A 13,332-nucleotide genomic window follows, 5' to 3' on the forward strand; every position below is an offset into this window, starting at 1 on the left:
TTTCAGGTTCAACATCCTCTTATTGTTGTAAATGTTCATGCTCTTCGTGTATTCGTGTGAGGGTTGCCGTCTCTGCCAGCGCTTTCAGTTCATCGGCATCGAACTGATAGCTCTGGCGACAGAACTCGCAGGTCACCCGGGCCTCCCCTTCCCTGGTGCCCATGTCCCACAGCTCGGCGCCCCCCAGGGAGAGCAGGGCCCGCTCCACCTTCTCCCGGCCGCAGCCGCAGCGGAAGAATAGCTCCCGCGTTTCCAGGCGGGTGTAGGCCACGGAATCGAAGAGCAGCTCCAGCAGCTTTTGCGTCCCCCCTTCCCGCAACAGGGATGAGAGGGGGGGCAGGGAGGCAATGTTGTCCGTGACCCTGTCCCGTTCGGCCTCATCCACGCCGGGCAGAGCCTGGACCAGGAAGCCGCCGCAGACGGAGATCAGGCCGTCTTCATCTAGTGCCGCCCCCAGCCCCACCGCGGACGGCGTCTGCTCCGAATCGGCCAGGTAGTAGGCCAGGTCGTCGCCGATTTCGCTGCTGCAGAGTTGCACCGTGCCCTGGTACGGTTGCCCCCCCAAGCCCAGGTCTTTGCTCACCGTCAGGAATCCGGCTCGGCCCAACACTCCGGCAACGTTCCAGCGCCCCTCCAGCGGCTCCGCCTCGGCGGTCGGGTTGGCCACGCTGGCCCGCACCGCGCCATCGCTGTCCGCCTCGACGATCATCTTCCGCAGCGGGCCGTTTGCCTCGAACTTGAGAGCCAGCCTCTGTCCCGGCTTGAGCAGGGCGCCCATCAGCGCCCCGCCGGCCAGGCCGCGCCCCAGGGCAATGCTCACCGTTGGCGATGCGCCGTGCAGACGGCAGATTTCCCGGGTCAGCAGGGCGACATCGCAGACCAGTATCCTGATGCCGCCGGAGACGCTCAAGGAGCGGATAATGTGATCACCCATGACTTAAACCTCTTAACAGGGAATTGTTCCGGATTGGGGATACTATCAGAAAAAGCCGCATCCTGCGACGCGGCTTTTTGTTCGAAGAGTATATTCGAGATTTCTTTGGGGCTGGCTGTTGCCCGAGGGTATTTCAGTAGCGGTATCTCAGCTCGATGCTGACCAGCTGGTTGGTCCTGTCATCGCCGTTCTCCAGGTTCAGGTTGGAGACCTTCTCGATGCCGTAGGTCGCCTGGGCATCCAGGTCGCCGTACACCGGCAGGGTCCAGGAGACGCGGCCGGCATGCTTGTATTCCACCGCCTGGCCAGGCATGCGGCCGCTTTCGCCGCGGGTGGTGTAAATGTACTCCAGCGCCAGGTTGTTGCGCACGCCGAACCAGTGGCAGAAGCGGCTGTAGTAGTCCCGGGTGGCTCCCCCCTGGGAGTGGCCGATGGGCATGTTCTTGTACAGGTAACCGGCGGGGAAGGTGCTGTTGGTGTAGAGGATCCGGTTGCCCTGAAAGAATTCGAAGCGGAAGTCGTTTTTGCCGTCAGAGGTCAGCCGGGGTATGTAGATGCCGGCCAGATAACTCTCCACAATGGGCCAGAAGGCCGCCGTATCTTCGCCGGAAAACTCGCCGTACAGCTCGGTATTGCGCAGCCAGGGGATGCGGTAGCGCATCTCGAAACCGGCCATGCCGTTGGAGTTGTCCGCGCCGGTGCCGCCGACAAGCCCTCGCACCATGTCTCCCAGGCTGTTGTTAACCCCCGGACCGCCCACCTGCCTGCCCAGGTTGAAACCAATCTCCAGGTTGGATGTCGGCTTGGCTGACAGCTTCAAGGCATAGAACCAGGGCTGGCGCTCTTCTCCATCGGTTACGGTTTTATCCAGACGGGAGCCGATCAGGGCGAACTTCATGTCGCCCACGTACTTGACCCTGAACGGTTCCGGGCTGGAGAGCTTGACCTGGGTCATGTTTTCGGCATTGTTGGAAAGGGTGATGGCGCCGCGATACCCCAGCCCCAGCCAGTTCTCATCCTTGCCCGCCTCCAGCTCCAGCGACCCTCCCCCCAACTTGACATAGCCCCGGTTCAGCTCAAGGTCCGCATCCGATCCACTTTTGGAGTAGAGCAGGGAGGTCTCCAGCAGGCCGGAGACGTCCCCACCCAGGTGCCCCTCCACCGCCCAGCGCAGCTCGGCATTATGTCCCTCGCGGTAGACGATGCCGTTGTTATTGGCCATGAGCGGCGTCCCCTCGCTGCCGCGCTGGGTTGCCGGCGAGGGATAGGGATTCTTGGGGCGCAGTCCCGAGCCAATGCCGAAGACGCCGTCATCGCCGGGATCATGCACCTGGCGCTTGTAGTTGCGGGGCGTACCATCCAGATAGGCATAGCGCAGGCGCATGGATGACTTCGGATCGAAGCTGATCAGGGGCGGCTTCATGTCCGGCTGTTCCCTGAGCGAAGCTTCCCGGGGGATGAGTTCACGGATACGCACCATCAGCTGGGCGACCAGGGGGGGAACGGGGTCGGGCGACTGTTGGATGTTACCCTGCGCCTCCTGCAGCAGCCGCGCGGCCTCGGCCTTGCTGAACGGCCTGATACCCTTGAAATCACTGCCAATCAAACCGTATCCGGCAAGCTTGTCCAGATAACCGTACAGCGGGCTGTCCAGGGGGATGTTGTTGGAGGCGAGCGCCCAGCAGGATGAGGCCGGGAAGGAGATGCACAGTAGGAGGCTGAGAAGGGGGCAGACCAGGAAAAGACGTTTGTTCATCAAAACACTCCGAACACAAGAGGTGACAACCCTGCGGCAGCAGAAGATACCACAGAGCCGTCCCCGAGTATAGGAGGTTTCTCATGGGTTGAGCATAAAAGCGGGATGTGCCGCACTGTCCGGCTTTGCCGTCGGGAATACGGCAGGCTGCTCCGGATTTTTCTTAGAGGCCAGTACCACCGGCTTCCGCTGGCAACAATACTCGGGAACGATTTCCTCGATGAGGCTGACAATCCGGCCCGTGTCGGCCCGCTGGGTGGCACGGTACAGTTCGTCAAGCTGGCGGTTGAGGGTATACCATTCGCGGAGGGTCGCCTGGGCTACCATGATCTTTGCGTGGCAGGTGGGTCGGATCCCCTCGCCGGCCAGGAGCAGCTCCTCGTACAGCTTTTCCCCGGGCCTCAGGCCGGTGAAGCTGATATCGATATCCTCGTAGGGGCGGAATCCTGAAAGTCGAATCATCTCCTCGGCCAGGGTCAGGATCTTGACCGGCTCCCCCATGTCCAGCAGGAAGATCTCTCCCCCCTTGCCCATGCTCCCGGCCTGCAGGACTAGCTGGGCTGCCTCGGGAATGGTCATGAAATAGCGGATGACCTCGGGATGGGTGACCGTCACCGGCCCGCCCCTCTTGATCTGTTGGCGGAAGATGGGGATAACGCTGCCATTGCTCCCCAGCACATTGCCGAAACGGACGGTTACGTAATTAGTTGTGCTCCTCCTGGCCAGGTTCTGCACGTACAGCTCGGCTGCCCGCTTGGAGGCGCCCATGATATTGGTGGGATTTACCGCCTTGTCCGTGGAGATCATCACGAAGTGTTTGACGCCGAACTGGTGGGCGGCATCGGCGACGACCCTGGTGCCGCGCACGTTGTTGTTGGCCGCGGCCTCGGGATTGGCCTCCATCATGGGCACATGCTTGTAGGCTGCGGCGTGGAAGACCACTTCCGGCAGAAACTCGTCGAAGGTGGCGTTAAGCAGGGTACGGGCACGGATATCGCCGATCACGGTGGCCAGATGCAGGGCGGGAAAACGCTCGGCCAGCTCCCGCTCCAGAAAGAAGAGCGGCGTTTCCGCCACATCCAGCAGAATCAGCTTGTCCGGGTTGAAGCGGGCCACCTGGCGGCAAATCTCGCTGCCGATGCTGCCGGCCGCACCGGTAACCAGGATTCTCTTTCCCTGCAGGTAACTCTTGATCCTCTCGATATCCAGCGTTATCGGCTCGCGCCCCAGCAGGTCATCCAGATCCACATCCTTTATCTGCTGCACGGTCACGTTTCCGCCAATCAGGTCGCCCACGCCCGGCAGCGTCTTGAAGGTAACACCCGCTTGACGGCAGCGGTCGACGATACTCCGCACCTGTTTGCCGGTGGCGGAGGGTATGGCAATGATGACTTCGGCAACGCCACGTTCCCGGCAAACAGGGTCCAGATTTTCCTGTCCGCCCAGTACCGGCACGCCATGGAAGTGCTGTTCCTGCTTTTCGGGGTCGTCGTCGATGAAACCGACAACCGAAATAGCCAGGGAAGGATTCTGGCGCATCTCCCGCACGATGGCCTGGCCGGCAGAGCCGGCGCCCACCACCAGCACCCTCTTCAGGTTGTTCTCCTGCATCGTCGGCATGGGGAAGTAGTTTTCGCGGTAGGCACGGGTAACCAGGCGAACGCCACAACCGAGGAGAAAGCAGAGCAGCCCGTCCAGCAGGAGCACGGAACGGGGGATTCCCGTCATGCCACGGCTGAAGGCCACGTACAGCACGAACAGGGCCGAGGCGAAGACATTGGCCTTGAAGATCTCGATCACGTCGGCAATGGAAACATAGCGCCACCAGCCATGGTTGAGCCCCATCTTCCAGAAAACAGCAATTTTGATCATCAGGAGTGGTGCAAGGAGTTGCGCAAAAAGCCGCCAGTCGGCGGAGGGAATGGAGAAGTCGAAGCGCAGCAAAAAGGCCAACAGCAGCGAAAAGGCGATCAGGCAGACTTTGAACAGCAGGATGCGCCAGAAGCGTTTTTCCCTGACCATGCGTGGGTAGTACATGTTGTGCTCACCTTTTCGCGACACCAGTGTCAAGACCTCCCTACAACGTTAAGCAAGAATAATCCAGAAATAATGGAATGCAAGTCGGGGTGTTGTTGTGGAGGCTTGGTGAAGGCGGGGTGATTTTGATGGTTTCCCCCCCTCAATGGCCAGCAAATGATCGCTCATGCTTTCTCCTTACGCGTAATTCCGAAGCGGCTGCAGTAGGCAAAGACGGAGCCTGCAATTGCATGGATGCGGGGAGTGAAACGCATGACATCTTCAAATAGCCGTTCCAGATCTTCCTTCGAATACTCATGGGCGATCTTGTTCCGCAAATCCCGGATTCCACGGATCTCGTCGATGGATTCGAACAGTCCGCGCTTGTCCGCACGGTTGACCACATCCAACATGGTTCCCTGATCTTCCAGCTCGACTTTGTCGATGCTCCGAAAAATCTTCTGGATGAGGATATCGCTCGTCCTGGCATACCTGCTGGTCAATGCCTCTATGGCATCGAACTGGTCCGCTGAATATTCTTCCCTATTCCCAAAGCGTTGACAGATAACGTATGATCTTTGAAGCCATGACAGGGATTTTTCCAGCAGATCCAGATCATTGGCAAGATTCTGAATGTAGTCGTTCTGTGTCATAGCAGTACCCCCTCGTTCAAGGCTACCCGCACGAACGGGTCGGTTGTGTCAGCGGCAATAACGATGTCGATCTTCTGCTCGCCCAGGAGTTCCCAGAGCCGCCATCGGATCTTTCCCGCATCGCCTCTGGTTAGCTTTTGCGACATAACCAGCAGATCGATGTCTCCTCCCCGCTTTGTGTTGTCGGTCCGGGACCCGAAGAGGTAAACCCGTGCCTCGTTGTCCAAGGCATGGACGGTCTCTCTGATTGCAGTAATTTCCTCTATTGATAAGCGCACGCTACGCCCTTCCCTGTTCCTGTTGCCAGACACTCATTTTTCGCTATTCATTGAATATTCCGACAAGAAAAGTCAGTGCGTGACTCCTTCCCGTTTGGCAACCTTGGAGAAGGTCAGCAGCAGAATACGCATATCCAGCGAAAAAGAGCGGTGTCGCAGATAATACTCATCGAAATCGACCTTGACCGGTATGGGAAGCTCATCTCGGCCGTTGATCTGCGCCCAGCCGGTCAGTCCGGGAGTCAGCATGTGCACCCCCTTTTTCGTACGCAGTGCGATCAGATCATCCTGGTTGTACAGGGCGGGACGCGGGCCGACAAAACTCATGTTTCCAGCGAGGATGCTCCAGAGCTGTGGCAACTCATCCAGGCTGGATGTGCGCAGGAATCTGCCGACGGGGGTCAGCCATTGGTCCGGGTCACCAAGGAGATGTGTCGCAACCGCAGGGGTGTCGGTGCGCATGGTGCGAAACTTGGGCATTTTGAAGATGGCATTGTTCCTGCCGACGCGGTCGGACCAGTAGAGAACCGGGCCGGGAGAGGTCAGCTTGACAGCCAGGGCAACCAGCAGCATGGGTATTGAGAAAAGAAACATAGCAAATAGTGATATGCAAAAATCGAGCAGACGTTTCATACTTAGCCATTATTGCCACGAGTCTATATTGTTGCGCCAAATTTATGGTATAACAAATCAAATTCTTTGTGTTCTTTCCCACGTTACATTCTGAATTCCAAACATATTTTTGAAAAAGCCTATCAACATGGCAATATTTATGTATAAGAAATAATATGGTATATAAAACAACTTGTTTTTTGATTTTGTTACTATTTCTATAAACGCAAGAAAATATAGCAAAAGTTCAAAACAAAATATTACTTTCGCGATAAATGTGTGCCAGACAAAAATTGGGATAAAAAGTAACAGTAGTAAAAGAAATGGTACGAACCAGCGGATGACTCTGTGTGAGACGTAAAAAAAGAAACGTTTTGGATGACATGGATTCAACAGAGGCAGCAAATGTCGTATAGCACGGTAATGTCCTGCCGCATCCCTGATATGGCGAATAAACTCAATGGAATCATTTTTTCCCACCTCTTCTGTTGCAATGGCGTCTTCCGCGTAGGCGATACCGTATCCCTGCAGTAAAACTGACATTGAGATAGTAAAATCGTCATTTATTGTGTCCGCTGGAAGCTGATTTACCAATTCGCGTCTAACAGCATAAATTGCTCCATTACCTCCAACTACGCATTTGAATATACCTTCTGCACGTTTGAGCATTGTTTCAAAGCGCCAGTAAAAGCCTTCTCCCGACTTACCATTTTTGTCAACAAGGTGTAAACGACCACATACTGCTCCAACTGATTTGTCGTAGAAATGATAAATAAGTCGTTCAACTGCTTCAGACTCTAACATTGAGTTAGCATCAGTGAACACTATAATTTCCTCGGTTGTCTGTGCAATTAGGTCATTAATGACATGAACCTTACCTCTTCTTGGATATGTAAAAGTTCTCAATGAGACATTGTCTTCATGATCTGCCAATATTTCATTTGTTCTGTCGGAAGACCCGTCGGAACCGATGTACATTTTGATGTTTTTATAGGCAATAGCTTTGAAATTAGTTATCTTTGCTTCGGCCACATCCTCTTCATTATACATTGCACAAATTATTGCAACCGATGGCTTGTTGCAAATTTGTGGCATAAGTATTTGCTCTTTATGCAATATTTTAGACAGGCAGTAAATAGCGAGCGGAAATAACAGGTACGTATAAATAATCAGAAACACGCACCCAACTATCAGGGTATCTAACGCAGCCGTCACTCTTCTTTACCTTTGAGTAAATGTTTTATTAATATACTGCCTGCTTTGACTGTGCGTTTGATTTCAGAAGGATTTTTCACAAGGTCTATTGCCTTTGTAATGAGGTACTCTGGGCGCAAATAAAACTTGCGTCGTGCCTCGTCGCAAAAATTAACAAGCTCTTTTGCCGTCAGCTTATCAGTGTTTAGCACGCAATTGTGCAACCCATCTTCATCAAGCCAATCACGATATGATTTGGCATGAATGTACGAATTGTCTTTCGCCCACATATAAGCTCTGGTGCCGGGATAGACCATAAGAGGAAAAAACTGTGCTGTGTCAGGCTTTAATTTTAGCGCCAACTGAAGGGTTCTCTCCATTGAGTCGCGCGTCTCACCTCTATTGCCAACCATGAAACAGCCATGCACGCGAAGCCCAGCTTTTTTTGCATTTTGGCAGAATTGTTCAGCTTGGGTGACAGTTGCTCCTTTGCACATATTATCGAGAATCTGTTGATCACCACTTTCAAAGCCCGCAACTAACAACCTGCAGCCAGCCCTTCTCATTGCAACCATGACTTCGTATCGTAAATTGACGCGGGCCTCCACAGTCCAGGAAAGCCTCAAGCCCCTGTTGATGATTATGTCACATATTCTCATTACATGGTCCTGATCAACCGTAAAGTTATCATCGTCAATTAAAACTTCTCGTACTTCTGGAAACTCTTTTACTATATATTCAATTTCTCCAACAACATCTTCAGCTGAGCGATGGCGGTATGTATGTCCAAACATCACCTGCGGGTATACGCAGTAAAAACATTTGTTCGGACACCCGCGACCGGCAAAGAATGATATCACAGGAGGTTTTGTATGGGCATAGAAGTAATTATTGATGTTAACGTGTTTCTTGTAGACCTTTGAAACCCAAGGAATTGCATCGAGGTTTTCGATATATGGTCTCTCCTCGGTCGACTTGATTGTGCAGCCGTCTTTATAAGTGATGCCGAGTACCTGTGACAAAACAAGATTGCCATTCTGAATACTGTTGGCAATGTCAAGCAGTGTATAGTCATATTCATGACGAGCAATAACGTCAATCGAGTTGGACAGGCGAATTGTTTCTTCAGAAAGGGCTGACGGGTGAGTGCCAACCAGAACGGTAAGAACATTCCCATTGAACCATGATGCAACTTCCTCAAGTACGTTCACATCGCTATATATGCTCGGTGTTGAAGTATCAAACACCGCCATTTGGGGTGTAAAGTCAATGACCCGCTTTTTGATTTGGGGGAGGCTCGCTCCCTCGGCAGGTGCGTCTATCAGCAATACTTCATGACCTGCTTTTTCAAGAACGCCTGTTGCATAGCTAAGCCATAATGAATAATAAATTGTGCCGCTTTTGGTGACAGCTGGACTGCGAGAACTTCTTGAAAATTTAGGGAGGAATGGAGGATTCAGCATTAAAACTTTCATTTGTTGCCCCCTGTCAGAATTGAGTCAAGTGCTTTCTGGGCCTCGTGAGCAGCAATATCCATCATGCAGTAGTTTTCAGGACTTACACATGACTTCTGCCAGCATGGACTGCATTTTCTTGAACTGAATAATACGCGTGATTTCGTTTTCCATGGATGAAAAAGCGCAGGGGTCTGTGGGCCAAAAAAGGCAAGAACAGGTGTTTCTGCAGCCGCTGCAATATGCATGGGACCACTGTCGTTACCTACATAAAGCCGTGATAACTTGATTATTGCCGCTGTTTGAGAAAGATTTAATTCTCCAACCACTGATATGACATTTCTTCTGTTTGCGCAATACGCCAAAACTTTTTTGCTCGCTTCTGCATCATTCTTGCCGCCAATCAATACACAGTCAAATCCCCATTTATCGATTGTGTAGTCTATCAGTTCGGCAAATCTTTGTTCAGGCCATTTCCTGTATTTGAAAGGTGTGTTTACATGAAAAACGACAAAGTTTGCTGAGATTGATCTTTTTAACAGTAGAGCAAATATATCTGACAAAGAAGAGTCTGGTATTGGTATTTCTGATTTATGATGAATTGTTTCGCCGATATAAATTCCAACAGATTTAAGTGAGTCATTAATCACTTCTACATTGTGTTTTATTTTGAATGAATTGTTATTTATAGATAAAAATTTCAACCACATGCGGCGCTGAGGATGTTTATCCATGTTATAGAGTGCCACTTTGCCGAGATTGTTAGCCATTAGCATGAATGTAATAAAAGATAAATCAGCCCTGACAACCACCGTCAAATCAAATCTTTCTAGGCGCAATCGATTGTAAACATTGCAGGCTGGCTCATAAATGTGGTTATGGCGGATATATTTTATACTATTAATATAATGGGTACTTTTAACATGCTCATTATTTTCATATACGAGTGAGTTTTCGCTGCCGGTAATTACATGAATGTGTGCATGAGGATATTTTTGGGACAACGCGCTTATGATAGGAGTAGTAAGAACTGCGTCACCAATATTGGCAAGTTGCACGATTACAATGCTGTCAATAGATTCGCTTTGAAGTCTGTATCTGGTATTTGCAACCTTGCACGCAACTATCATCATTTGCTGGAAACCGAATGATAGCAGGGAGCGGTATGCTGATGTGACTGCAAAGGTGAATTTATTTAACATACGCAAATAAAATGGTAATTTTTGGATAAAATCAATGTCACTCATTTCGACATATAAAATTCTTTGAAACCAATAACTCTTCCCAGCATGATGTTCATATAAAGCTTGAACTTTAATGGTTTGCCAGTCAGTAAGAACTGAACCATTCTGACTGTTGGCTTAAGCAGTGACAGCAAGAAGAATAGCACTGCGATATAATTATGGAAAATTAGGCAATGTTTCGCGAAAAGCGCTCCCATTCCTTTACCATAATTGAAAAGCTTGCATGCTAGGCTGGCATCTGAATGTCCGAATGCTTCAAGAGGATGGAAGACGACTAGGCTTGATGCATAGTAGACTTTTTGGCCCTTATAGATCATTCTTAAAAACAAGTCAGTTTCTTCGGCAGAAGCCCACTTCGTTCCAGCACCAAAACTCTCATCGAATAGCCCAACGTCTTCCGCAACTGAACGTTTGAAGGCCAAATTACCTCCCAAAACGCATCCCCAGTCCCTCATCCGCAGGAAACGACTTTCCGATGACTGAGTACGGGAATAGGGTTTATCTACTCCCTGTACCAGGATTCTGCCTGCCACGGCATCAATATCGCTCTGTTCGAAAATCCGCAGAAGTTCCGTAACGAATGCTTGGTCTGGGACAGCATCATCATCGATAAAACTAACGATATCTCCGCGTGCATGACGACAACCGACATTGCGTGCATGCGATAATCCTTTCCTGCTGCTGCGAAGATGCATGATACGCTTATCGTCGAAAGTAATCGTCGGGAGAGTCGACTGATCGATAACAATTATTTCAAATGCGCCCTGCTGTTGCAGTAATGCCGCGACACAAGCTGCCAGTTGCTGGGGCCTGTCAACTGTACAAATTATGATGCTTGCTTTTGGGTTATCGGCAGCAGACATAACTACGGACTAAATGGTAGAGTGTTTTTAGAGACGGTCTGACCACAAAAGCTTTGCTGAATTCTTTTTTTGCCGTTAAATGCTCGCCAGCGAGTAAACTGTTTCTTCCCTTTGTTAATGCGAGATTGCATTCAATCGTTTTATGAAAACGCTTTGAATTGATTCTACGACTATAGGCATCGTACATGAGCTGGTCCCAGTTGTTTGGCATGCCGGAGCGCCGGTCCCTTGAGGCCTCCTGGGCAATCAGAGCACAAACCTGCTGCTGCCTGCTTTTGGCTATGGAGACTGTTGAAGGGCTGATCCGATACTGATAGAGAGGAACAGGAAGATTGTCTACCGCGTACTGTTCTGAAATCCGTAGAAAGAGGTCGTAGTCTTGGGCGCTTACAAATTCCTCTCTATAAAGGCCAATGACGTTGAGGCATTGCCGCCGCATCATTACTGACCCGTGGATAAACTGGTTACATCTCTGCAGACGCTTCTTGAGTCGCACACTTCCGGATATCACCGGTTCATTCCTTAGAATCCGGCCCGAATCATCAATTAACTGCCCTGCGGTCCCAAGTAGCATTACTTCGCCATGTGTCTTCAAGAAGTCAATTTGCTTGGAAAACCGCTCAGGATGAGAAATATCATCAGCGTCCTGTCGAGCTATGATGTTATGCCGTGCATGCTGTATGGCAAGATTCAGTGAACGCGTCAATCCAATGTTTGACCGGTTATGCAGTAGTGCGATGCGATTATCCGATCTCTGGTATTTCTGCAAAAGGGCCGGAGTGTCATCGGTCGATGCGTCATTGACAATGAGGAATTCAAAGTCGCTGTAGGTCTGCCCCAGCACCGACTCAATGGATTTCGTCAGGTGCTTTTCTGCGTTGTAGGCAGACATTATTACGCTGATCTTCATGCTCTTGTAGTATCCAGTGGCTGCTGAACTGAGTCAGGCAGCAGATGTTTCCAGCAAATTAGACTGGCAAAAATCAGGCAGCTTACTGTTTCATTGGTGAATACGCTGGCATTATGAAACAGCGCCTGAAGTGATAATGCCAGCATCGCCAGACAGGTAACCAAGGCAAACGGTTGCTGACGCTTGTCGGCGAGATATTGTTTGATAATCTCTGTTATTACACTGAAAAGGTATACTAACGACATGAGTACTATTGCCACTCCTGCCCAGCCATAATTCAGCATGACACCCAGGTAGCTGTTATGAACCGCCTGTACCTTATCACCGAACTGGGAGTAGTCAGCGCCAAGTTCCGTCGCCTCGTCTTCCCACGACCGACCTGTGTACTTGAGGCTGAAAGGATTTGATACCACGGTTTTTACGGCCGTCAACTGCCACCCGAGGCGGGATCCCACATCCTTCTCTTCAAAGCGTGATGTTAAGGATTTTACACCGAATTCCTCTGCCGTTTTTATTGAGAAATAGAGGCCGCCACCTATCAGTATGGATACAGCAAAAATCGCGACCAATACTTTTAATTTTTTCTCAATCAGTGCAAACACCATAAACGCTGCTACAACTGCCGGGATAACAGACCGCTGAGCCGTCAAGACTGTGGCTAGGATAACAAGCGGAAGGGAGGCGCGCCAAAACCACTTCCAGCGAAATTCTGTTTCAAGTAGTGATAGCAGGCTGCTGAGTACCATCGCTGCCGTCATATGGTATCCCATAATGTGATGGTTAAAAGTGAGGCCTGTTGGACGCAACATTGCTACAAGGGTGCGTGGGTCGTTTGCATCGACATAACTGGCATATAGAATTTGCCTGATGGTGTAAATTCGTTCAAAAAAAGCAATATTGAGCAGATACCAACATGCTGAAATAGTCGTGAGCACTGCAACGAATCGAGTCAGAAAAATACCCCGCTCACGGGCACTGCGGACAAAAAATAGCGCAAAAATAACCAGAAAAAGGCTTTCTGCCGGTGGCATCAAAGATCCCACATTCATAGTGGCAAGGCTGAGGCAAATGAGTCCTAACCAGTAATAGGCAAACGGGCCGATAGATGTAATGGGTCGGGGCATATTCACAATCCCATCATGTCGCCAGAATGTAAGGAACAGTGCCAGCATCAACAGGTACTTCAACGAAAAGGGCAGCGGTCCGAATTTTGGGATTGACGCAAAGTAAATCGTCGCAAAAGCAAAGAAGACCACAGAAAATAGCTCAAGCTTCACCGTCTTCACCGAGTAGATGCTGACGATTACGCCAACAATGGCGACAAGCAGATAGCCCATAGGGACTTGGCACAACACTAGTGAGGCAGTGACAATGATCGCCACCGAGACAATGTCAAACATCCTGTTCAGGGACATGGT

General features: G+C 50.7%; 12 protein-coding genes. All 12 read right to left on the bottom strand.

The window, feature by feature from the left end; genetic code table 11:
* Window positions 1-19 precede the first annotated feature (19 nt).
* Window positions 20-934 carry an Hsp33 family molecular chaperone HslO gene (gene hslO / locus PPRO_RS16845; RefSeq protein WP_011737192.1) on the bottom strand — a complete coding sequence of 305 codons (915 nt, stop codon included), beginning with the start codon at window positions 932-934 and terminating at the stop codon, window positions 20-22.
* A 133-nt stretch (window positions 935-1,067) separates the two neighbouring features.
* The gene (locus tag PPRO_RS16850) at window positions 1,068-2,690 is read right to left on the bottom strand and encodes a capsule assembly Wzi family protein (protein WP_011737193.1); all 1,623 of its coding nucleotides are present in this window, start codon (window positions 2,688-2,690) and stop codon (window positions 1,068-1,070) included.
* Between the two features lie 81 nt (window positions 2,691-2,771).
* Window positions 2,772-4,727, bottom strand: coding sequence for a polysaccharide biosynthesis protein (locus PPRO_RS16855; RefSeq protein WP_011737194.1), 1,956 nt, complete (start codon window positions 4,725-4,727; stop codon window positions 2,772-2,774).
* A gap of 164 nt (window positions 4,728-4,891) precedes the next feature.
* Window positions 4,892-5,359, bottom strand: coding sequence for a HepT-like ribonuclease domain-containing protein (locus PPRO_RS16860; protein WP_011737195.1), 468 nt, complete (start codon window positions 5,357-5,359; stop codon window positions 4,892-4,894).
* Window positions 5,356-5,637 (bottom strand): nucleotidyltransferase family protein, encoded by a 282-nt coding sequence (locus PPRO_RS16865; protein ID WP_011737196.1) that lies wholly within the window; start codon window positions 5,635-5,637, stop codon window positions 5,356-5,358. Before PPRO_RS16865 ends, PPRO_RS16860 begins: the two co-directional genes overlap by 4 nt.
* Before the next feature lie 72 nt (window positions 5,638-5,709).
* Window positions 5,710-6,270, bottom strand: coding sequence for a sugar transferase (locus PPRO_RS16870; RefSeq protein ID WP_011737197.1), 561 nt, complete (start codon window positions 6,268-6,270; stop codon window positions 5,710-5,712).
* A gap of 57 nt (window positions 6,271-6,327) precedes the next feature.
* Window positions 6,328-7,464 carry a glycosyltransferase family 2 protein gene (locus tag PPRO_RS16875; RefSeq protein WP_011737198.1) on the bottom strand — a complete coding sequence of 379 codons (1,137 nt, stop codon included), beginning with the start codon at window positions 7,462-7,464 and terminating at the stop codon, window positions 6,328-6,330.
* The gene (locus PPRO_RS16880) at window positions 7,461-8,918 is read right to left on the bottom strand and encodes a B12-binding domain-containing radical SAM protein (protein ID WP_011737199.1); all 1,458 of its coding nucleotides are present in this window, start codon (window positions 8,916-8,918) and stop codon (window positions 7,461-7,463) included. Before PPRO_RS16880 ends, PPRO_RS16875 begins: the two co-directional genes overlap by 4 nt.
* On the bottom strand, window positions 8,915-10,144 hold the full coding sequence (locus PPRO_RS20385; RefSeq protein WP_011737200.1) for a glycosyltransferase family 9 protein: 1,230 nt from the start codon (window positions 10,142-10,144) through the stop codon (window positions 8,915-8,917). Before PPRO_RS20385 ends, PPRO_RS16880 begins: the two co-directional genes overlap by 4 nt.
* Window positions 10,141-11,004, bottom strand: a complete 864-nt coding sequence (locus tag PPRO_RS20390; protein ID WP_011737201.1) for a glycosyltransferase family 2 protein — start codon at window positions 11,002-11,004, stop codon at window positions 10,141-10,143. Before PPRO_RS20390 ends, PPRO_RS20385 begins: the two co-directional genes overlap by 4 nt.
* Window positions 10,988-11,914 carry a glycosyltransferase family 2 protein gene (locus PPRO_RS19825; RefSeq protein ID WP_011737202.1) on the bottom strand — a complete coding sequence of 309 codons (927 nt, stop codon included), beginning with the start codon at window positions 11,912-11,914 and terminating at the stop codon, window positions 10,988-10,990. Before PPRO_RS19825 ends, PPRO_RS20390 begins: the two co-directional genes overlap by 17 nt.
* The gene (locus tag PPRO_RS16895; RefSeq protein WP_157040050.1) at window positions 11,911-13,329 is read right to left on the bottom strand and encodes an O-antigen ligase family protein; all 1,419 of its coding nucleotides are present in this window, start codon (window positions 13,327-13,329) and stop codon (window positions 11,911-11,913) included. The genes PPRO_RS19825 and PPRO_RS16895 overlap by 4 nt, the downstream gene beginning before the upstream one ends.
* Between the last annotated feature and the right edge of the window lie 3 nt (window positions 13,330-13,332).

The sequence above is a fragment of the Pelobacter propionicus DSM 2379 genome, from assembly GCF_000015045.1.
Taxonomy (GTDB): Bacteria; Desulfobacterota; Desulfuromonadia; order Geobacterales; family Pseudopelobacteraceae; genus Pseudopelobacter; species Pseudopelobacter propionicus.